General features: G+C 68.7%; 18 protein-coding genes and 1 tRNA gene. 8 read left to right on the top strand and 11 right to left on the bottom strand.

Going from position 1 to position 20,008, the window contains the following annotated elements; translation table 11 throughout:
* Positions 1 to 333: 333 nt before the first annotated feature.
* From RCP80_RS04545 to RCP80_RS04510, 8 genes are all read right to left on the bottom strand, one after another.
* Entirely contained in the window at positions 334 to 936 is a 603-nt protein-coding gene (locus RCP80_RS04545) for a TetR/AcrR family transcriptional regulator (RefSeq protein ID WP_308481211.1), read from the bottom strand.
* A complete protein-coding gene (locus RCP80_RS04540) occupies positions 933 to 2,429 on the bottom strand; it encodes an FAD-dependent oxidoreductase (protein ID WP_308481210.1) in 1,497 nt (498 codons plus the stop codon). The genes RCP80_RS04545 and RCP80_RS04540 overlap by 4 nt, the downstream gene beginning before the upstream one ends.
* Before the next feature lie 117 nt (positions 2,430 to 2,546).
* Complete coding sequence (locus RCP80_RS04535) at positions 2,547 to 3,077, bottom strand: YdcF family protein (protein ID WP_308481208.1); 531 nt, start codon at positions 3,075 to 3,077, stop codon at positions 2,547 to 2,549.
* Positions 3,077 to 4,018 (bottom strand): Ppx/GppA phosphatase family protein, encoded by a 942-nt coding sequence (locus RCP80_RS04530; RefSeq protein ID WP_308481207.1) that lies wholly within the window; start codon positions 4,016 to 4,018, stop codon positions 3,077 to 3,079. The genes RCP80_RS04535 and RCP80_RS04530 overlap by 1 nt, the downstream gene beginning before the upstream one ends.
* Positions 4,015 to 4,506, bottom strand: a complete 492-nt coding sequence (locus tag RCP80_RS04525; protein ID WP_308481206.1) for a DUF501 domain-containing protein — start codon at positions 4,504 to 4,506, stop codon at positions 4,015 to 4,017. Before RCP80_RS04525 ends, RCP80_RS04530 begins: the two co-directional genes overlap by 4 nt.
* A complete protein-coding gene (locus tag RCP80_RS04520) occupies positions 4,499 to 5,209 on the bottom strand; it encodes an FtsB family cell division protein (RefSeq protein WP_308481205.1) in 711 nt (236 codons plus the stop codon). The genes RCP80_RS04525 and RCP80_RS04520 overlap by 8 nt, the downstream gene beginning before the upstream one ends.
* Before the next feature lie 19 nt (positions 5,210 to 5,228).
* Positions 5,229 to 6,512, bottom strand: a complete 1,284-nt coding sequence (eno, locus tag RCP80_RS04515; RefSeq protein WP_308481204.1) for a phosphopyruvate hydratase — start codon at positions 6,510 to 6,512, stop codon at positions 5,229 to 5,231.
* 105 nt (positions 6,513 to 6,617) lie between these two features.
* Positions 6,618 to 7,292 carry a lytic transglycosylase domain-containing protein gene (locus RCP80_RS04510; RefSeq protein ID WP_308482703.1) on the bottom strand — a complete coding sequence of 225 codons (675 nt, stop codon included), beginning with the start codon at positions 7,290 to 7,292 and terminating at the stop codon, positions 6,618 to 6,620.
* 231 nt (positions 7,293 to 7,523) lie between these two features.
* Here RCP80_RS04510 and efeU point away from each other — a divergent pair, with 231 nt between their 5' ends.
* From efeU to efeB, 3 genes are read left to right on the top strand one after another with little or no spacing between them, the layout of a single operon-like run.
* Positions 7,524 to 8,444: an iron uptake transporter permease EfeU gene (gene efeU / locus RCP80_RS04505; protein ID WP_308481203.1), complete on the top strand. Its 921-nt coding sequence runs from the start codon at positions 7,524 to 7,526 to the stop codon at positions 8,442 to 8,444.
* Positions 8,441 to 9,607 carry an iron uptake system protein EfeO gene (efeO, locus tag RCP80_RS04500; protein ID WP_373693447.1) on the top strand — a complete coding sequence of 389 codons (1,167 nt, stop codon included), beginning with the start codon at positions 8,441 to 8,443 and terminating at the stop codon, positions 9,605 to 9,607. The genes efeU and efeO overlap by 4 nt, the downstream gene beginning before the upstream one ends.
* Positions 9,588 to 10,904 carry an iron uptake transporter deferrochelatase/peroxidase subunit gene (gene efeB / locus RCP80_RS04495; protein ID WP_308481202.1) on the top strand — a complete coding sequence of 439 codons (1,317 nt, stop codon included), beginning with the start codon at positions 9,588 to 9,590 and terminating at the stop codon, positions 10,902 to 10,904. The genes efeO and efeB overlap by 20 nt, the downstream gene beginning before the upstream one ends.
* On the opposite strand, the gene RCP80_RS04490 is transcribed toward efeB, so the two are convergent.
* The 3 genes from RCP80_RS04490 to RCP80_RS04480 form a co-directional block, all read right to left on the bottom strand.
* The gene (locus RCP80_RS04490) at positions 10,877 to 11,842 is read right to left on the bottom strand and encodes a nucleoside triphosphate pyrophosphohydrolase (protein ID WP_308481201.1); all 966 of its coding nucleotides are present in this window, start codon (positions 11,840 to 11,842) and stop codon (positions 10,877 to 10,879) included. The genes efeB and RCP80_RS04490 overlap by 28 nt on opposite strands.
* Positions 11,839 to 15,519, bottom strand: a complete 3,681-nt coding sequence (gene mfd / locus RCP80_RS04485; protein ID WP_308481200.1) for a transcription-repair coupling factor — start codon at positions 15,517 to 15,519, stop codon at positions 11,839 to 11,841. The genes RCP80_RS04490 and mfd overlap by 4 nt, the downstream gene beginning before the upstream one ends.
* A 68-nt stretch (positions 15,520 to 15,587) precedes the next feature.
* Positions 15,588 to 16,181, bottom strand: a complete 594-nt coding sequence (locus tag RCP80_RS04480) for a TetR/AcrR family transcriptional regulator (RefSeq protein ID WP_308482701.1) — start codon at positions 16,179 to 16,181, stop codon at positions 15,588 to 15,590.
* 75 nt (positions 16,182 to 16,256) lie between these two features.
* Between RCP80_RS04480 and RCP80_RS04475 the strand changes: the two genes are divergently transcribed.
* The 5 genes from RCP80_RS04475 to RCP80_RS04455 all read left to right on the top strand — a co-directional run bounded on the left by RCP80_RS04475 (position 16,257) and on the right by RCP80_RS04455 (position 19,967).
* Positions 16,257 to 16,328: transfer RNA gene (locus tag RCP80_RS04475), tRNA-Gln, on the top strand.
* A 19-nt stretch (positions 16,329 to 16,347) separates the two neighbouring features.
* The gene (glmU, locus tag RCP80_RS04470) at positions 16,348 to 17,805 is read left to right on the top strand and encodes a bifunctional UDP-N-acetylglucosamine diphosphorylase/glucosamine-1-phosphate N-acetyltransferase GlmU (RefSeq protein ID WP_308481199.1); all 1,458 of its coding nucleotides are present in this window, start codon (positions 16,348 to 16,350) and stop codon (positions 17,803 to 17,805) included.
* Between the two features lie 158 nt (positions 17,806 to 17,963).
* Positions 17,964 to 18,944 carry a ribose-phosphate diphosphokinase gene (locus RCP80_RS04465; protein ID WP_308482700.1) on the top strand — a complete coding sequence of 327 codons (981 nt, stop codon included), beginning with the start codon at positions 17,964 to 17,966 and terminating at the stop codon, positions 18,942 to 18,944.
* A 10-nt stretch (positions 18,945 to 18,954) separates the two neighbouring features.
* Positions 18,955 to 19,308, top strand: a complete 354-nt coding sequence (arsC, locus tag RCP80_RS04460) for an arsenate reductase (glutaredoxin) (RefSeq protein WP_308481198.1) — start codon at positions 18,955 to 18,957, stop codon at positions 19,306 to 19,308.
* Complete coding sequence (locus RCP80_RS04455) at positions 19,305 to 19,967, top strand: LpqN/LpqT family lipoprotein (protein ID WP_308481197.1); 663 nt, start codon at positions 19,305 to 19,307, stop codon at positions 19,965 to 19,967. The genes arsC and RCP80_RS04455 overlap by 4 nt, the downstream gene beginning before the upstream one ends.
* Positions 19,968 to 20,008 lie beyond the last annotated feature (41 nt).

Below are 20,008 nucleotides of genomic sequence, written 5' to 3'. Positions count from 1 at the left end.
ACACTCGAGCAGATTCAGCTCGACATGGCGAATTGCCGGGGTGGAACGAAAAGTCGTGACCCCGTCCCTCCGGGTGTGCCGCTGACTGCGCGGTCCTTCGCAGTCGGTACCGCAGCAGATACCGCAGTAATTCGTTGCTCGCCAATCTTCACCAACACGCCCAACGCTATAGTCGCAGCTAGGGCCAATTTCTCGGTCATCAATCAGCGCGGGCGAACACAACAAACGCCCAGTTCAGAGGATTTTAAGTCCGCTGCCTCTGCCAATTGGGCTATGGGGGCATTGCAGCACAGATGCTATTTCAGACCGCGTCATCTACCCCATCGGCTCCGCCTACGGCAGCAATCCCACCTGCCGATACACCGCACGCAGGTACCGCCGCATCTCGTCGATATCCGGTGGATCGGGTTGCAGCACACGGTAAGCCACCGCGCCGGCCATCATGTCGATCGCCACATCCACGTCGAGGTCGGCAGCGACGGTTCCTGCCTCCCGCGCGCGTTCGATCAGCCGGGCCGCGACCTGCCGGCGCGGCAGGATGTAGCGCTCCCAGTACGCGGCCATCAAAGCCGGGTGGCTGACCGCCGACCCGTACACCCTGGCCACCAGCGCACGGTACTGCGGCGCGGTGACGGCGGCTGCCGCACTGTCGATGGCCGCCTCCACCAGCGCGTAGGGCGATTCCGCGTCTACCTCTTCCGCGGAGGCCCACTGGACCTCGTCGACCACCAACGTCTCGATGGCCGCGGCGATCAACTCCTCCTTGTTCGACCACCGCCGGTAGATGCTCGGCTTGCCCACCCCGGCCTGCTTGGCGATCTGCTCCACGCTGGTGCCCTCGACACCGCGCTCGATGAACAGCTCCAGCCCCGCCCGCAGGATCGCCAGGTCGGTTTCGCGGTCGCGGGGCCGCCCCCGCCCGGCCGGCTCGGTCATCGCGCCTTTCCGCTGTGCAGCGCGGCGGCCAGCCAACGGTCCAGCCCCGCGACGTCGCCGGGTTCCCCGCGCCAGGCCAAGTGCGCATCGGGGCGGACCAGCATCACCTCGCTGCCGTCGTAACGCAACGGCACGACGTAGTCGCCAAGCCGACGCCGCGCCACCTCGACACCCCCACCCGCAGAAGCCGTTTCGAGCAGTGCCCAACGCCCGCCGAGTTCGCTGTGCAGCCGCGACGGTGTGCCGTCGGCCCGCGTGCACGCCAGGTCGGCAATCCGGTCACCGGTCCGCGGCTTTCGGCCCCGGCCGCCGAGCGGGCCCTTGCGATAACTGACCCACAGCTGCGAGGCCGAGTACGTCGCCCACCGCTGCACCGGGGTCAGCCCGAAAATGCGGATCGCCACCTGGTCCCGCAGGAACCGGCCGATTGGACTGCTGGCTATATTCATGCGGGTCATCGCGCTGGTCCCGCGCAGCACGTCGGTGGCCAGCGGCCGTCGTTCCGCCTCGTAGGTGTCGATCAACGCCTCCTCCGCCCGACCCCGCACTGCCAGCGCGAGTTTGAACGCCAGGTTCTCGGCGTCTCCCACCCCGGTGAGCATGCCCTGCCCGCCGAACGGTGCGTGCGCGTGCGCCGCGTCGCCGGCGATCAGCACCCGTCCGCGCCGATACGTGGGCGCCAGCCGGCGGTGCACCGTAAACAGCGACAGCCATTCGGGTTCGCCGAAGACCACCTTGCGGCCGGTCCGCTGCGGCACGATGGCCTTCATTCGTTCCAGAATCTCGGCCTCATTGGGCTTTTCGCCGCCGGTGGGGTCGTAGACGAAGAGTCGCCACAGGTCGTTGCCGCCAGTCTTGTCTGGCATCGGCATCGCCCCGACCAGCCCGTCGGGATGTACCCACCCGCTGGTGCCGCCACGGTCCAGATCCCAGTCCAGATGCACATCGGCCAGCAGGAAGCGTTCGGAAAGCTTGACGCCGGGAAAGTCGATGCCCACCAGCTTGCGGGTGGTGCTGGACGTGCCGTCGCAGCCGACGAGCCAGCGCGCACGAATCCGCTGCCCGTCCTCCAGTTCGGCGATGACGGCGTCCGAAACCTGGCGCAGGCCCGTTAACCCGTTGCCCCACTGCGGCACAACGCCCAGGTCGGCAAGGCGATCGCGCAGCGCAGCCTCCACCTTGGCCTGCGACACCACCATGGGTGGCGCGGCGGTGCCCATCCCGGGATCGCCGAACTTCAGCTTCATCATCGGACGCTCACCCACGTAGGTGGTGACGCGCATGGCGCGCAGCGACTCCTCCGGCAAGCTGCCCAGCGCTCCGAGCCGCGCCAGCACCTCCGAGCCGCGGGCATGCATGAAGTTCGCCCGCGACGTCGTCGCCGGCGCCGCCGCCCGGTCGATCACCCGCACCGACAACCCGTGCAACCGCAAGGCGCAGGCCAGTGTCAGCCCGGTCGGCCCCGCCCCCACTACGACGACGTCCGTGTTCATCTCGGATCCAATCACCCTACTAACATAACGGTACCGTTCCGTAAATTAAAGACCTGCGAGAGCCGCGCGTTAACAATTGATGACGGTCCCCAGCCGAGTGGCCGACCACATGGCCCCTCAACAGCCGCGCTGCGCCAACGCCTTCACAAACCCCGCCCCCTGATAGACATACATCCACGCCCAGTACGGCACCGACAGCCGCGTCGGCACACCCACCATCACCAGTTCACCGTCGAAGCACTGGCTCATGATGTAGCGAGCCCGCGACACGTGCGGCGTGTAGGTCACCACAATCACTGTCCGCCAGCCCCTTTCGGAGGCCAGCCGTCCCAACTCCCGCGCCTCCCCCTGCGTCGAGGGCGGCACCGGCTCGAAGCACTCCACCGAAAACCCGGGGCCGTCGGAATCGCAGTACTGGTCGACCTGACCGGCCGGGTTGGACAGCACCAGATGCGGCGCGTAGCCCTGCCGCGCCAGCGCCAGCCCCGCCCGGTACCGGGTCTGCGGCGCATCGCCCCCGACCACCAGGATCGCGTCGGCCGGGCGCGGCTTGTCGACCTGGGGTGCGACGAAGACGGGATAGCCGGCCGCCGCCACAGCCCCCACGAGCACCGCCAGCGACAACAGCGCCGCGGCCACCCGCCTCATCAGGCGATCGACCCGATGATCCCGTCCAGGATGTCGTGCTCGCTGACCGTCAGGCTGGTGATGCCGGCGCGCTCCTGAAGCTCACGGGCCAACTCCTGCACCACGATTGCGCCGCCGCCGATCACGTCTACCCGGCCCTCGTGCATGGGGCCCAGCGCGGCGCGCTGCTTGCGGGTCATGCGGATCAGCTCGTCGCACACCGGCAGCAGATCACCGAAGCCCACCTCCCGCAGGTGAATCGCATCGGAGTCATAGGTCGTCAACCGGTGCGCCAGCGCGGCAATGGTGGTGAAGGTGCCGGCCACCCCCACCCAGGTCCGCGCCTTCTCGACCGGAACCGCCGACAACGCCTCCTGCAACCGGGCACGCACCACCGCGCGGGCCTCGGACACTTCCTCGTCGGTGGGCGGATCGGAATGCAGGCAGCGCTCGGTGAGCCGCACGCAGCCGATGTCGGCCGAGTAGGACGCCGCGACGTGCCGGTCCCCCAGCACCACCTCGGTGGAGCCGCCGCCCAGGTCCACCACAACGAAAGCCGCTGCGGCCGGATCCAATTCAGCGACCGCGCCGAGGAAGGACAGCTCGGCCTCCTCGGTGCCGGAGATCACCTCGGCGACGGTGCCCGGAACGACGGCGCCCAGCACCTCGGCGGTCATCGCGAAGAACTCATCGCGGTTGGCGGCATCGCGGGTCGCCGAGGTCGCGACCATCCGCACCCGGGTCACCTCGTTCGCTTGCATCAGCGCGGCATAGTCCTGCAGCGCCGCGCGGGTACGGGCGATCGCTTCGGGATCGAACTGACCCGTCGCGTCCACACCCTGGCCCAACCGCACGATCCGCATCTCCCGATGCACATCGGTGCGGGCGCCGTCGTCGCCGACCTCGGAGATCAACAACCGAATGGAATTGGTCCCGCAGTCGACCGCCGCAAGCCGCGTCATGTCCACTGTCCTTTCGCCAAAATGCCTGCCATGGCGGGCTCTTCGGCTAAGATCGCCAACGCCTCGTCCCCGAACGGGTTCACCCCGGGTCCCTTCGCCAGTGCATGCGCCATCACCACGTGCAGGCACTTGACCCGGTCCGGCATGCCGCCGCCGGAGAACGTGGTGCCCAGCGACTCGATGGCATCCCGCTCGGCCAAATAACTCTCGTGGGCCCGCCGGTAGGCCGCCGCCAGTTCCGGGTCGGCGGCCAACCGCTCCGTCATCTCCCGCATCAACCCGGAGGATTCCAGCCGGCTCGCCGCGGCCGTCAACGCCGGGTGCGTCAGGTAGTACAACGTCGGAAACGGTGTCCCGTCAGGCAATTTCGGCGCGGTCTTGACCACACCCGGCTCACCGTTGGGGCAGCGGTAGGCGATCTCCAGCACCCCGCGCGGTTCGCGTCCGAGCTGCCGCTCCACCGCCGCGAGATCCGCGGGGTCAACCACCTGGCTGCCCGGGCTCGGGAGGCAGCGGCGGGGGCGGCACCTGACCGGGGACCACCGGCGGTGCCGGCAGCAGCGGGGGCGCGCCGTGCGGTTCGTCGGCGATGGTTTTCCACAGCGACGTGTACCAGGGATCGTTGTTGGTCAGCGCCGTGGGCACGTCGTCGAGATCGTCGGTGACGATCGCCCCGGGGGGCAGCTGCACCTGATACGGAATGTCGCCGGGCATTACGAAACCCAGCCGTTCGCGGGCCTGCGCGGCGATGAACACCGGATCGGCGAGCTTGGCTTTCTGCTCCTCCAGTTCGGCGATCTCCGCGCGCAACGACGCCTCGCTGGCGCTCAATTGCCGCATCTCGGTGCGTTGGGCGAAGTAGGTGCGCACCGGCCCGGCGATGGTCAGCGTCAACACGCACACCACCGCCGCCAACACCGCGGCCCGCCGCGCCGTGAAACCCATGCGCTGCTCGGATTGCTGCTCGGCCGACTCGGCGATGGACTGTCGGACCGGCTCGATGACCTCAGGTTTGGCCTTTTCGTCGTTGGGTTTGGAGCTGGGCTTGGTGTCCTTGCGCGCGGTCGACGAACTCGGTGGCTTCGCCACGGGCTTGCGCGCGCCGCGACCCCCGGGCCCGCCACGACCGCCGGCCGCCGGCCGTGAGGTCGGAGACCGTCGTTTCGGGTCGGGCCGCTTCGCGTCGGACATCAATAGGCCAGGCTACCGGCTATTTCGCCTCATACCTCGGGAAGGCCAGGTCACCGGCGTAGCGCGCGGCATCACCCAGGGTCTCTTCGATCCGCAGCAGCTGGTTGTACTTGGCGACGCGCTCGCTGCGCGCCGGCGCGCCGGTCTTGATCTGGCCGCTGCCCACCGCGACGGCCAGGTCGGCGATCGTGGTGTCCTCGGTCTCGCCCGAGCGGTGGCTCATCATGGTGCGGTAGCCGCTGTTGTGCGCCAGCGCGACCGCGTCCAGCGTCTCGGTGAGCGTGCCGATCTGGTTCACCTTCACCAGCAGCGCATTGGCCGCACCCCGCACAATGCCCTCTTCCAGGCGCTCGGGGTTGGTGACAAACAGGTCGTCGCCGACCAGTTGCACCCGGTCACCGATCGCGGTGGTCAGCGCCACCCAGCCGTCCCAGTCGTCCTCGGACAGCGGATCCTCGATGGACACCAGCGGGTAGGCGTCGATGAGCTCGGCGTAGAACTGCGACATCTGGTCGGCGGTGCGGGTCTGCTTCTCGAACGCGTAGCCGGTGCCCTCGGTGTAGAACTCGGTGGCGGCCACGTCCAGCGCCAGCACCACATCGGTGCCCAGCTTGAAACCGGTGGACTCGATGGCCGTGCTGATCAAGTCCAGCGCCGCGCGGGTATCGGCGACGTCGGGGGCGAAACCGCCCTCGTCGCCGAGTCCGGTTGCCAGGCCATGCTTCTTGAGCACCGACTTCAGCGCGTGGTAGACCTCGGTGCCCCAGCGCAGGGACTCCTTGAAGGTCGGGGCGCCGATCGGGGCGACCATGAATTCCTGCACGTCCACCCCGGTGTCGGCGTGCGCGCCGCCGTTGAGGATGTTCATCATCGGCACCGGCAGGATGTGGGCGTTGGGGCCACCCAGGTAGCGGAACAACGGCAGCCCGGCGCTTTCGGCGGCGGCCTTGGCGATGGCCAGCGACGCGCCCAGGATGGCGTTGGCGCCCAGCCGGGACTTGTCCGGGGTGCCGTCGAGATCGAGCAGGGCCTGATCGACGATGCGCTGCTCATCGGCGGAAATGCCGATCACCGCGGGCGCGATCTCGTCGAGGACGGCCTCCACGGCCTTCTCCACGCCCTTGCCGCCGTACCGCTCGCCGCCGTCACGCAGTTCGACGGCCTCGTGCTCGCCGGTGGAGGCGCCGGAGGGAACCGCCGCGCGGGCATAGGTTCCGTCGGTGAGCGCGACTTCGACCTCGACCGTCGGGTTACCGCGTGAGTCGAGAATCTCCCGGGCCGCGACCTGCTCGATGATGGGCACTGAAGTCTCCTTTGCGAGTGAGGGCCGACAGACCCGGCCTCGAAATCCAGGCATCAGCCTAAGGCGTGCCCACGGCCAACACCGAAATGGCTCGGGGAACCACCGCTACAGGACGCCGCCACTCGCGTAGGCCGTCGCCCAGTCGCGCACCATCCGCGCATAGGAATCGGAGTGGTTGTAGGCGCGCAGCGCGGCCATCCACCCCTTGGGCTCGGACAGGTCCTTGCCCCGCCAGCACAGATAGCCCGCCGACGACAACGCCGCATCGTCGATGTTGTCCGGGCTCACCACGCCGTCGTTGTTGGCGTCGACACCGTAGAGCTTCCAGGTCTCCGGGATGAACTGCATGGGTCCCATCGCCCGGTCCAATTCGGCGTCACCGTCGAAGACCCCGCCGTCGGTGTCGGGGATGTGCATGTTTCCGCCGGTGCCGTCGAGTTGTATCCCGCGGATGGGTGGGGTGATGTCCCCGTTGGGGGCCAGGGTCGCGCCCCGGTAGGTGCCGTGATGGCTTTCCACCATCCCGATCCCGGCCAGCGTGGTCCAGGCCAGCTTGCATTTCGGGTTGACCACCTCGGCAACCCGGGCCGCGTAGGCATACGCTTCCAGCGCTGTGACCGGCATGTTCATCCCCGGGGCCCGCTCGGCGGCCCAGTCGTGCAACTGATCGGCGGGCCTGCCGTCGGCCTCGATGTCGACGGCCGGGACCGGGTCACCCGTCGGTGGGGGCACGCCGTCGGGGATGGGGTTTCCCAGCCGCCACGAACAACTCGAAGCCATCAGCACCGCTGCCACGCCCAGCACCGCGGCAGCCTGCAGCCAACGCTTCGACACAGGCCTCCCTCACCCTTCTCTGTCCGGCATATCGTCCCATGCCCACCGAGCACAACGCCGTCCCGGCGCAGCGGATCGTAGATATTCCGCCGGTTTTCCCCCGCTGCTAAGGTGAGCCATACCTGATATCGGCCCAGCAACGTCAGCGTTGCACCGCGCCGCAGCAAGGACACCTATATGAGCTTCGACGGCGCCATTCCTGTCGCGATAATCGCTGCCGGTCCCAGTGTCCCATCGCAGGTGTTCGGCAGTGGTCTGATCGGTCTACGCGAGGGCTTGGAAGCCTCGATGATCGTCATGATCCTGGTGGCCTTCCTGGTGAAATCCGACCGCCGCGACGCCCTGAAATGGGTGTGGCTGGGCGTGGGTGCGGCGATCGCCATGACCGTCGTGGTGTTCCTCGGAATCCAACTCGGTGAGAACACCGTCACGGGCCTGGCGGCCGAGGCCATCGCCGGGGTGGCCTCGTTGATCGCCGTAGTGATCGTCACGACCATGGTGCTGTGGATGAAGCGGGCCGCCGCGGGCATGTCGGGCCAACTGCGCTCCGAGATGGCCTCCGCCCTGGAGACCGGGGCACTGGCGGTGACGGCGTTGGCATTCCTGGCCGTCGGCCGCGAGGGCGTGGAGACCGCGCTGTTCATGGTCGGCTACGCCGACGCCGAAACCCTGTGGCCGCTCACGGGTCTGATCATCGGGGTGCTGATCGCCGCCGCGATCGCCTACGGCCTCTACAAGGGCGCGGTGCGGCTCGATCTCGGCAAGTTCTTCTCCTACACCGGCGTCTTCCTGATCCTGGTGGCCGCCGGCGTGCTGTCCTACGGCGTCGGCGCGCTGCAAACCGTCGGCTGGCTGCCCGGCCTGACCACCCGGGCCTTCGACATCACGTCCTGGTTCAACTGGTCGTCCTGGTACGGCGAGGTCATCCAGGGCATCTTCAACATCACGCCGACACCGACGGTGCTGCAGCTGCTGTGCTGGCTGACCTATGTCGCGGTGGTCCTCGTGCTGTTCCTGCGTCCTGGCCGGCGCAGCCCCGAACCCGATCCGAGTACGGACCCGGAAACCATTGCAGAACCCGAAAGGTCAACCACGTGAATCGTTTTCCCTTGCCCGCGAAGGCCGGCGTCGCCGCAGCGGCGGCCCTGTTGACCGGACTCGCGCTGACCAGCTGCGCCGCCAAGGAGGCCGACACGGCCGACGGCGCGGCCCAGGCAGCCGAGATCAAGGTGACCGCCACCGACGACTCGTGTGAGCTGTCGAGCACGCAGGGCACCACCGGCGCCAACACCTTCGTCGTCACCAACGAGGGCAACAAGGTCACCGAGTTCTACGTGTACGGCGAGGGCGACCGGGTGATGGGCGAGGTCGAGAACATCTCCCCCGGCCTGAACCGCAAGCTGATCGTGCAACTCGGCGAGCCCGGCACCTATCAGACCGCGTGCAAGCCCGGCATGGTCGGCGACGGCCTGCGCAGCGAGTTCACCGTCACCGGCGACGCCGTCGAGATCGACACCGAGGGCAAGTTCAAAGAGGCCGCCGACAGCTACAAGCGCTACGTCAACAGCCAGACCGAGGCGCTGATCCCGGCCACCCAGCTGTTCGTCGACGCGATCAAGGCCGGCAACGTCGAAGAGGCCAAGACGCAGTTCCCGATCGCGCGCACCTACTACGAGCGCATCGAACCGGTCGCCGAATCGTTCCCCAACGACCTCGACCCGCGGATCGACCTGCGCGAGGCGGACCTGTCCGAGGGCCAGAAGTGGACCGGGTTCCACCGCCTCGAGAAGGATCTGTGGGTCGACGGCCTGCAGCCGGACTCCGGCGAGATCGCCGACCAGCTGCTGGCCGACATCCGCGAACTCGACGCCGGGGTCAAGGATCCCAGCTGGAAGATCGACTCCACCCAGATCGCCGGTGGCGCACAGGGATTGCTCGACGAGATCGCGACCAGCAAGATCACCGGCGAGGAAGACATCTTCAGCCACACCGACCTGTGGGACTTCAACGCCAACGTCCAGGGATCGCAGACCGCGGTCTCCTCGGTGCGCCCGATCCTCGATGAGCGCGATCCGGAACTGGGCAAGCGGGTCGATCAGCGCTTCGCCGAAGTCGAGGCCCTGCTGATGCGGCTGCGCGCCGGCGACGGCTTCGTGTCCTACGACACGGTCACCGAACCGCAGCGTCAAGAACTCTCGCGCGCGATCGACGCGCTCAGCAAAGAGGTGAGCCAGGTGCAAGGTGTCATCGCCGGCCGATGAGTCCGACGACTCGGTGACGCAGCGCGAGCGGACGGGATTCTCCCGGCGCAAGCTGCTCGGCGCGGCCGGGGTGGGCGTCGCGTTCGCCGGTGCCGCCGGGGCCGGCGTCGTCGCCGGGCGCGCCTCGGCCGCCGACACCGGGCACGTCGTCCTGCAGAGCCCGGTGCCGTTCCGGGGGCAGCGCCAGGCCGGGATCGTCACCCCGGCGCAGGACCGGATGCACTTCGCGGCCTTCGATGTCACCACCGAAAGCCGCGACGAGGTCGTGCAGATGCTGCGCGAGTGGACGCAGATGGCCGAGCGGATGACCCGCGGCGAGGAGACCACCGAGGCCGGTGCCGTCGGCCTCAACCCGTACGCGCCGCCCACCGACACCGGGGAGGCCCTGGGCCTGCCGGCCTCACAGCTGACTCTGACCATCGGCTTCGGCCCGACGTTCTTCGCCAAGGACAACCGGGCCCGCTTCGGTCTCGGCGGGCAGCGACCGGCCCTGCTCAAGGATCTGCCGAAGTTCCCGAACGAGACCATGGACCCGGCCCGCAGCGGCGGCGACATCTGCATCCAGGCCTGCGCCAACGATCCGCAGGTCGCGGTGCACGCGGTGCGCAATCTGGCCCGGGTGGCGTTCGGGACCGCCGCGGTTCGCTATTCGCAGTTGGGTTTTGGCCGCACCTCCTCGACCACCCGCGAGCAGACCACCCCGCGCAACCTGTTCGGCTTCAAGGACGGCACCAACAACGTCAAGGCCGAGGACACCGGGTTGCTCGACAAGCACGTCTGGGTCGCGCCCGGCGACGGACCCGAGTGGCTGACCGGCGGCAGTTACCTGGTGGCGCGGCGCATCCGGATGCGCATCGAGCAGTGGGACCGCACCACGCTGCTCGAACAGGAACGGGTGATCGGCCGATCGAAGGGCAGCGGTGCGCCCATCGGGCTGGCCGACGAGTTCGAGCCGCTCAACCTCCAGGCCATCGACGACGAGGGCGAACCGCTGATCGATCCGTTGGCCCATGTCCGGCTGGCCTCACCGGAGCACAACAACGGCGCCGAGATCCTGCGTCGCGGCTACAACTTCACCGACGGCACCGACGGGTTCGGGCACCTCGACGCCGGGCTGTTCTTCATCGCTTTCGTCCGCAACCCCGAAACCCAATTCATCCCGGTGCAGGCCGAATTGGCCCGTCAGGACCTGCTCAACGAGTACATCACGCACACCGGGTCGGCCATCTTCGCCGTTCCGCCCGGCGTACCCGCGGGCGACGACAGCGCCTACTGGGGTTCGACGCTGTTCGGCTGAGCTTGCGGCCACGCCGCACGCCACTCGTCCTGCGACGCCGCACCCAACGCGGATGCATCGATGTCGCCGCGCCCGCGTGCGATCGTCTGCTCGGCGGCGCGCACGTCGTCGATGAAGGCCAAAGCCTCGGCGCGCAAGGCGCTTTCGGCGTCCAGCTCCGGCGACAGCGTGACGGTCAACAGCGCCTCGGGCACCAGATCCTCGGGCAGCCCGGCCTGCCGGGCACGGCTGACCACCTTCTGCGCCAACGCGAGCGCGGGTTGGGCCGTCGGCACGTCGTCCATCGCCGAGACCGCGGCGGTGCCGGACTTCGCCGATTTCTCTGACGCCTTGCGTTCCTCCCACTGCGCCAGCTGGTCCTCGAGCGAGATCGATTCGCCGGCCAGCACCGCCGGCGCCCGGTTGCCCAGCTTGCGGACCAGCGCATCGGCGACATCGTCGATGGTGAACGGGTGCGCGGGCGCGTCCTGGGCGATGCGGGCGTGGAACAGCACCTGCAGCAGGACGTCGCCCAACTCCTCGCGCAGTTGCTCGGCGTCGCCGTCGCGCACCGCGTCGAACAATTCGTAGGTTTCCTCAAGCAGATAGCGACGCAGTGAATCGTGCGTCTGTTCGCTCTCCCACGGCCCGTCCGTGCGCAGCCGGTCCATCAACGCGACCGCGTCGACAAGACGCTCACCGGGATAGGGATCGGGCGCGCTGATCACCTTCTCTCCGGCGGCAATCCGGGCCGCGACCGCAGGGTGCGCCGGGTCCGAGGACAGCAGCACCGGCGCCTGCTCGTCGTCCTCGGACGCGCCGACCATCCGGGCATTGGGCAACGACCACGGCACCTTGATCGGCATCTCTTCGGTGTACTGCAGGTCGCCGCTGAGCAGTTCGATGGCCTCGATCGGGACCAGGGTGGGGCGGCGCGGGTCGACCAGGATCACGGTCATCGGTCCGGTCCCTTCTTCCCATTGCCCGTGCCTGCCGTTATATCAACTTCGCCCTGCGGTCGGCCATCCAATGCCACCAGCAGATCGGCGACCATCTGGACCAACTCGAGGTCGCGGATGCGCGGTGCGGCGACACCGGTCCCCACCCGCGGAATCGGCACCTGCACCGTCGCGGTGGTGGCGCGATAGTTCGAACCCGGATACATGCGCTTGAGCCGCAGCTGAGCCGAGTCCGGCAGCGTCAGCGGCGCCAACCGCAGGGTCGCGGTTTGGCCGGCGGCCCCGGTCGCCGACACCTCGGTGACCCCGCTGGCGCGGCACAGCAGCCGCAGCCGGGCCACCGCGATCAGCCGCAGCACCGGTTCCGGCGGCTCCCCGTAGCGGTCGGTGAGTTCCTCGACGACCGCGCTGACCGCGGCGTCGTCGTTCGCGGCGGCCAGCCGGCGGTAGGCCTCCAGCCGCAGCCGGTCGCTGTCGATGTACTCCGGCGGCAGGTGCGCATCGACGGGCAGGTCGATCCGGACTTCCTTGGGTTCGACTGGGCCCGTGACGGTTTCGCCGTCGGCCACGGCGCGGTAGGCCTCGACGGCCTCGCCGACCAGCCGCACGTACAGGTCGAACCCCACACCCGCGACATGGCCGGACTGCTCGGCGCCCAACACGTTGCCGGCGCCCCGGATCTCCAGGTCCTTCATGGCCACGGCCATCCCGGCGCCGAGTTCGTTGTTCTGCGCGATCGTGGCCAGCCGGTCGTAGGCGGTCTCGGTCAGCGGCACCTCGGGCGAGTACAGGAAATAGGCGTAGCCGCGTTCCCGGCTGCGTCCCACCCGGCCGCGCAACTGGTGCAGCTGGGACAGGCCGAAGGTGTCGGCCCGCTCCACGATCAGGGTGTTGGCGTTGGAGATGTCCAACCCGGTTTCGACGATCGTGGTGCAGACCAGGATGTCGTAGTCCCGGTTCCAGAACCCCTCGACGGTCCGTTCCAGCTGCTCCTCGGGCATCTGACCGTGCCCGACGACGACACGGGCCTCGGGCACCAGCGCGCGGACCTTCGCCGCGGCCGAGTCGATGGTGCTGACCCGGTTGTGGATGTAGAACACCTGACCGTCACGCAGCAACTCCCGGCGCAGCGCCGCGGCCACCTGCTTGTCGTCGTGCGGGCCGACGTAGGTCAGCACCGGGTAGCGCTCCTCCGGCGGGGTCAGGATGGTCGACATCTCGCGGATGCCGGCCAGGCTCATCTCCAGGGTGCGCGGGATCGGGGTGGCGCTCATGGTCAGCACGTCGACGTGGGTGCGCAGGCTCTTGATGTGTTCCTTGTGTTCGACGCCGAACCGCTGCTCCTCGTCGACGACCACCAGGCCGAGGTCCTTCCAGCGCACCCCGGTCTGCAGCAGGCGGTGCGTGCCGATCACCACGTCGACCGACCCGTCGGCCATGCCCTCGAGCACGGCCTTGGACTCGCCGGCGTCGGTGAAGCGCGACAACCCCTTCACGGTCACCGGGAAGCCCGCCATCCGGGTGGTGAAGGTCTGCAGGTGCTGATCGGCCAGCAGCGTGGTGGGCACCAACACCGCGACCTGCTTGCCGTCCTGAATCGCCTTGAACGCCGCCCGCACCGCGATCTCGGTCTTGCCGTACCCGACGTCGCCGCAGATGACGCGGTCCATCGGGATCGGCTTTTCCATGTCGGCCTTGACGTCGGTGATGGCGGTCATCTGGTCGACGGTCTCGGTGAAGCCGAACGCGTCCTCCATCTCGGCCTGCCACGGGGTGTCCGGCGCGAACGCGTGTCCGGGCGCGGCCTGGCGTTTGGCGTACAACGCCACCAGCTCGGTGGCGATCTCGCGAACGGCCTTGCGCGCCTTGGTCTTCGTGTTCGTCCAGTCGCTGCCGCCGAGCCGACTCAGGCTGGGCGCCTGGCCACCGACGTAGCGGGACAGCTGATCCAGCGAATCCATCGGCACATACAGCCGGTCCGACCCACCGCCGCGCTTGGCCGAGGCGTATTCGAGCACCAGGTATTCCCGGCGCGCCCCGCCGACAATGCGTTCGGTCATCTCGACGAACTTGCCGATGCCGTGCTGGTCGTGCACCACCAGATCGCCGGCGGTCAGCGCCAACGGATCCACGGTGTTGCGGCGCTTGGCCGCCAGCCGCTTGCCGTCGGTCGCGGTGACCCGGTTGCCGGTCAGGTCGGTCTCGGTGATGATCACCAATTCCGCGCCCGGGACCACCAGCCCGTCGTGCAGCGGGCCTCGGAGCACCCCCACGACACCCGGCTGGGGCTGCTGCCCCGACTCCAACAACGCTGCGGGCGTGTCGTTTTCACCCAGCTGCTCGACGACGCGGTTGGCGGTGCCGGCCCCGGGGGTCACGACCGCCGCGCGCCCGCCGGTGACGACGTGGGCGCGCAGCATCGCGAAGATCTCCTCGAGACTCTGTTGGCTGCGGGCCGACGGGGAGGGCCGCACGTCGAGTTCGATGGCCGACTCGTCGGGCAGCTGGCTCAGCGTCCACCACGGATGGCCGCCGGCGCGGGCTCCGGCGCGCACCTCGGCGAGTTCGCGGAATCCCGAGCCGCCGAGTTGCTCGATGTCGATGGGCGCGTCCCCACCGACCGCGGCCACCGACCAGGACGCCTCCAGGAACTCGCGGCCGGTCTTGATCAGGTCGCCCGCGCGGGTGCGAACCTTCTCCGGATCGCACACCAGCACCGGGGTGCCCGGGGCCAGCTGATCGGTCAGCAGCGCCGGGTCATCGGGCCGCAGCACCGGCATCAGCGCCTCCATGCCGTCGACCGGGATGCCTTCGGCGAGTTTGGCCAGCATGTCCCCGACGCTGCCGGTCGCCGGGCTCGCCACGGCGTCGGTGCCGGCGGACTTGCCCTTCAACAGTTCGGCCGCGCGCGCCTTGACGTCCTCGGTGAGCATCAGTTCCCGACACGGCACCGCCACCAGGAAATCGACCGGGATCTCGGTGATCGAACGCTGGTCCGCGACCGAGAACATCCGCATCTCGGAGACCTCGTCGCCCCAGAACTCGATCCGCACCGGGTGTTCGGCCGTCGGCGCGAAAACGTCCAGGATGCCGCCGCGCACCGCGAACTCACCGCGCTTGCCGACCATGTCCACGCGGTCGTAGGCCATCCGCGACAGGCGCGCAATCGTGTCCTCGAAGCCCACCTCGTCGCCGACGGACAGCAGCACCGGTTCGGTGTGCTCCGAGGTCGCGAGGCCGCTGACCATCGGCTGCAGCAGCGAACGCGCCGTCGTCACCACCACCTGCAGGGGCGGGCCCAGCCGCGCGTCGTCGGGGAAGGCCAGCCGGCGCAGCATCAGCATCCGCGCCCCGACAGTCTCGACCCCCGGTGAGAGCCGTTCGTGCGGCAGCGTCTCCCAGGACGGGAACAGCGCCACCGAGTCCCCGAAGACCCCGCGCAACTCGGCGGTCAGGTCATCGGCCTCCCGCCCCGTGGCGGTGACCACCAGCAGCGGTCCCTGCTTGGCCAGCGCGGCCGCCACCAGGAACTGGGCGCTGGACGGGGCAACCAGCTTCAACTCGGCGGGCTTCTCCGCCGTCCGCGCGCACAGATCGACAAAGGTCGGCGCCGTCAACGCCAACTCGGTGAGCCCCGCAATCGGGGTCTGGACATGAGGGTGCCCCGGTGCGGTCATGATGAAAGCGATTCTACGGGGCTACTTCTCGTGACGCGTCTCACGGGGATGGGCCGGGGAACCGGGCCTCACTCGTCCTGCAGGTGCGGGTCGGCCTCGAGGTGGGTCAGGCCGTTCCACATCAGGTTGACCAGGTGCGCAGCCACCACTTCCTTCTTCGGTTCGCGGGTGTCGAGCCACCACTGGGCGGTCATCGACACCGAACCGACCAGGGCCTGGGCGTACAGCGGTGCGAGGTCGGGATCGAGCCCGCGGCGGGAGAAGTCCCCGGCCAGGATCGAGCTGACCTGGTTGACCGCGTCGTTGAGCAGCGAGGAGTAGGTGCCGGAACTGATCGAGGCCGGCGAGTCGCGGATCATGATCCGGAAGCCGTCGGTGCGCTCCTCGACGTAGGTCAGCAGCGCCAGCGCGACCCGTTCGATGCGCACCCGGGACCGGTTGTTGGTCAACGACGAGGTGATGCCGTCCAGCAACGCCGACATCTCGCGGTCAACCACCACCGCGTAGAGCCCTTCCTTACCGCCGAAGTGCTCGTAGACGACGGGTTTGGAGACGTTGGCGCGCAGCGCGATCTCCTCGATGGAGGTCGCGTCGTAACCGCGTTCGGCGAACAACGAGCGAGCGATGTCGATGAGTTGACGTCGACGTTCGCTGCCGGTCATCCGGGCCCGCGGCGCCCGTACCTCTTTCTCCGGAGCTCCCACGGGCACCAGCGTATAGACTGCCGACCGCGATAGTCCGTCGTGGTGTAATCGGCAGCACCTCTGATTTTGGTTCAGATAGTTCAGGTTCGAGTCCTGGCGACGGAGCAAGTCCGAAAGAAGGGCCATGACGACACAGCGCGAATCGGGTACCGAGACCGCGACGGTGGTGCTGGCCGCAGGTGCCGGCACCAGGATGCAATCGGACACCCCGAAGGTGCTGCACACCCTCGCCGGGCGCAGCATGTTGTCGCACGCATTGCACGCCGTGACCAAGGCCGCCCCCACCCATCTGGTGGTGGTGCTCGGCAAGGACCGCGACCGCATCGCACCGACCGTGGCCGAACTCGCCGAGTCGCTGGGCCGGCGGATCGACATCGCGGTCCAGGACCAACAGCTCGGCACCGGGCACGCCGCGCTGTGCGGGCTGTCCGCGCTGCCCGCGGACTTCGCCGGCACCGTCGTGGTGACCTCCGGCGACACCCCGCTACTGGACGCCGACACGTTGGCCGCGCTGACCGAGACGCACCGCACCGAGCCCGCCGCGGTGACCGTGCTGACCACCACGTTGGACGACGCCACCGGCTACGGCCGGATCCTGCGCACCCAGGACGGCGAGGTCATCGCGATCGTCGAGGAGGCCGACGCCACCCCGCAGCAGCGGGCCATCCGCGAGGTCAACACCGGGGTGTACGCGTTCGACATCACGGCCCTGCGCGCCGCGCTCGAGCAGCTCTCGGCCGACAACGCGCAGCACGAGCTCTACTTGACCGACGTGATCTCGATCGTCCGCAGCAGCGGCAAGATCGTGCACGCCCAGCACATCGACGACAGCATGCTGGTCGCCGGCGTCAACGACCGCGTGCAGCTGTCCGACCTGGGCACCGAGTTCAACCGCCGCCTGGTGGCCAGGCTGCAGCGCTCCGGCGTCACCATCGTCGACCCCGCCACCACCTGGGTCGACGTCGACGTCACCGTCGGCCGCGACTCCGTCATCCAGCCCGGCACCCAACTGCTGGGCAGCACCACGATCGGCGCCGGGTGCGTGATCGGTCCGGACACCACGTTGGCCGACGTCAGCGTCGGCGACGGCGCCTCGGTGGTGCGCACCCACGGCGGCCAGTCGCAGATCGGCTCCGGTGCCGTCGTCGGCCCGTTCGCGTATCTGCGGCCCGGCACCACCCTGGGCGCCGACGGCAAGATCGGGGCCTTCGTCGAGGTCAAGAACTCGGTGATCGGCACCGGCACCAAGGTGCCGCACCTGACCTACGTCGGCGACGCCGACATCGGCGAGCAATCCAACATCGGGGCCTCCAGCGTGTTCGTCAACTACGACGGCGAGACGAAGCGTCGCACCACGATCGGCTCGCACGTGCGCACCGGGTCCGACACCATGTTCGTGGCTCCGGTGCAGGTCGGCGACGGTGCCTACACCGGCGCCGGCACCGTGCTGCGCCGCGATGTGCCGCCCGGTGCGCTCGCGGTGTCGGAGAACGAACAGCACAACATCGAAGGCTGGGTGGAGCGCAAGCGCCCGGGCAGCGCCGCCGCCGAGGCGGCCCGCAGAGCCCAGACCGAGCGGTAGCGCCCGCCGACTACCCGAGTTGTTGGCAATCCGGTAACCCGGCAACACCACCCGGGTAAGGCTCCGTACGATTGGCCCTGGCGGCCGGTACCGAACCGGCCCCGGCGGCCGGTCCCAACCGGCCCGATACCGATCCCGAGGCCAAGGGCAGCGCTGAAGTGACCTACGAGTGGACCGAAAACCGCAAGAACCTGATGCTGTTCGCAGGTCGAGCGCATCCCGAGCTTGCCGACCAGGTCGCCAAGGAACTTGATGTCCACGTCACCGCGCAGACCGCGCGGGACTTCGCCAACGGCGAGATCTTCGTCCGGTTCGACGAGTCGGTACGCGGCTGCGACGCGTTCGTGCTGCAGAGCCATCCCGCGCCGCTGAACCAGTGGCTGATGGAACAGCTGATCATGATCGACGCGCTCAAGCGCGGCAGCGCCAAGCGCATCACCGCGATCCTGCCGTTCTACCCCTACGCCCGCCAGGACAAGAAGCACCGCGGCCGCGAGCCCATCTCGGCCCGACTGGTCGCCGACCTGCTCAAGACCGCCGGCGCCGATCGCATCGTGTCGGTGGATCTGCACACCGACCAGATCCAGGGCTTCTTCGACGGCCCCGTCGACCACATGCGCGGGCAGTCGCTGCTGTGCGGCTACATCGGCGACAACTACTCCAACCACGACATGGTCGTGGTCTCCCCCGACTCCGGCCGCGTGCGGGTCGCCGAGAAATGGGCCGACTCGCTCGGCGGCGTGCCGCTGGCCTTCATCCACAAGACCCGCGACCCGCTGGTGCCCAACCAGGTGGTCTCCAACCGCGTCGTCGGCGACGTGCGGGGCAAGACCTGTGTGCTCACCGACGACATGATCGACACCGGCGGCACCATCGCCGGCGCGGTCAAGCTGCTGCGCGAAGACGGTGCCAAGGACGTCATCATCGCGGCCACGCACGGCGTGCTCAGCGATCCGGCCGCGCAGCGGTTGGCCGACTGCGGCGCCCGCGAGGTGATCGTCACCAACACCCTGCCGATCGGCGAGGAGAAGCGGTTCCCGCAACTGACCGTGCTGTCGATCGCACCGCTGCTGGCCAGCACCATCCGTGCGGTGTTCGAAAACGGCTCGGTCACGGGACTTTTCAACGGATCGGCCTAACATGGCAGGCATGCCCAAGGCCACCACCGCGACCATCTACCACAACCCGAAATGCAGCACCTCGCGCAAGACGCTGGACCTGCTGCGCGACAACGGCATTGAGCCCGAAGTGGTGCAATACCTGAAGACTCCGCCCAGCCGCGCCGAGTTGGCGCAGCTGATCGCCGATGCCGGCATCGAGGTCCGCCAGGCGGTGCGCAAACGGGAATCGCTGTATGCCGAGCTGAATCTCGCCGAGGCCGGCGACGACGCACTGCTCGATGCGCTGGCCGAGCATCCCATCCTGATCGAGCGTCCCTTCGTCGTCACCGACAAGGGCACCCGGTTGGCCCGACCGATCGACGCGGTGCACGAGATTCTGTGAGTTCCCGGCTCCGCTGCGCCGCCGCGGCCACCGCGCTGCTGGTGTGCGCGGCGTGCGGCACGCCGGCGCCGGACTACCAGTCGATCTGGTCGACGACGACCACCCCGAGCGCCCCGGTGACCTCCGAGCCGCCCGTCCCGTTCTCGCAGTACCTGACCAGCGTCGGGGTGCAGGGCGAGGCCGTGGCACCGGCGGATCTGACCGGCCTGACGGTCACCCTGGTCCGGCCCGACGGGTGGAGCACCTACCGCAACGACAACCTGGCACCCCAGACCGAGGCCATCGCCCGGGACAACGGCTATCCGACGGCGACGGTGCTGGTCTTCCGGCTCGAGGGCGGCTTCGACGTGCCCGCCGCGATCCGGCACGCCAACGCCGATGCGCTGCTGTCGCCCGGCTTCGCCAAGCTCAACGAATCGTTCGCGGATTTCGGCGGTTTCCCGTCGGCGATGATCGAGGGCAGCTACAACGGGCCTTCCGATGGGCCCGACGAGCGACGGCTGCACAGCTACAGCCGCATCGTCATCCCGGTGACGCCCGAGCCGGACTTTCAGCGCTACCTGGTGCAGTTGACCATCACCGGCCTGGCCGATCAGGCCGTCGCCGACTCCGCGGACATCGAGGAGATCATCGAGGGCTTCGAGGTCACGGTCCCCTAGGACTCCTCCACCCCTCTCGCGAGCAGACGCAAACTTCCCGA

The sequence above is a fragment of the Mycolicibacterium sp. MU0053 genome, assembly GCF_963378095.1.
In the GTDB taxonomy this organism is placed as follows: Bacteria; Actinomycetota; Actinomycetes; order Mycobacteriales; family Mycobacteriaceae; genus Mycobacterium; species Mycobacterium burgundiense.
The sequence above is the reverse complement of the archived record's forward strand: the minus strand, read 5'-3'. Positions and strand labels throughout refer to the sequence as shown.

Bases quoted from the DNA above. Each gene is read 5' to 3' on its own strand.
- RCP80_RS04545 (WP_308481211.1), bottom strand. From the start codon at position 936: ATGACCGAGCCGGCCGGGCGGGGGCGGCCCCGCGACCGCGAAACCGAC.
- glmU (WP_308481199.1), top strand. From the start codon at position 16,348: ATGACGACACAGCGCGAATCGGGTACCGAGACCGCGACGGTGGTGCTG.
- RCP80_RS04535 (WP_308481208.1), bottom strand. From the start codon at position 3,077: ATGAGGCGGGTGGCCGCGGCGCTGTTGTCGCTGGCGGTGCTCGTGGGG.
- RCP80_RS04480 (WP_308482701.1), bottom strand. From the start codon at position 16,181: ATGACCGGCAGCGAACGTCGACGTCAACTCATCGACATCGCTCGCTCG.
- RCP80_RS04510 (WP_308482703.1), bottom strand. From the start codon at position 7,292: ATGGCTTCGAGTTGTTCGTGGCGGCTGGGAAACCCCATCCCCGACGGC.
- arsC (WP_308481198.1), top strand. From the start codon at position 18,955: ATGCCCAAGGCCACCACCGCGACCATCTACCACAACCCGAAATGCAGC.
- RCP80_RS04490 (WP_308481201.1), bottom strand. From the start codon at position 11,842: ATGACCGTGATCCTGGTCGACCCGCGCCGCCCCACCCTGGTCCCGATC.
- RCP80_RS04520 (WP_308481205.1), bottom strand. From the start codon at position 5,209: ATGTCCGACGCGAAGCGGCCCGACCCGAAACGACGGTCTCCGACCTCA.
- RCP80_RS04540 (WP_308481210.1), bottom strand. From the start codon at position 2,429: ATGAACACGGACGTCGTCGTAGTGGGGGCGGGGCCGACCGGGCTGACA.
- efeU (WP_308481203.1), top strand. From the start codon at position 7,524: ATGAGCTTCGACGGCGCCATTCCTGTCGCGATAATCGCTGCCGGTCCC.
- mfd (WP_308481200.1), bottom strand. From the start codon at position 15,519: ATGACCGCACCGGGGCACCCTCATGTCCAGACCCCGATTGCGGGGCTC.
- RCP80_RS04530 (WP_308481207.1), bottom strand. From the start codon at position 4,018: ATGACGCGGCTTGCGGCGGTCGACTGCGGGACCAATTCCATTCGGTTG.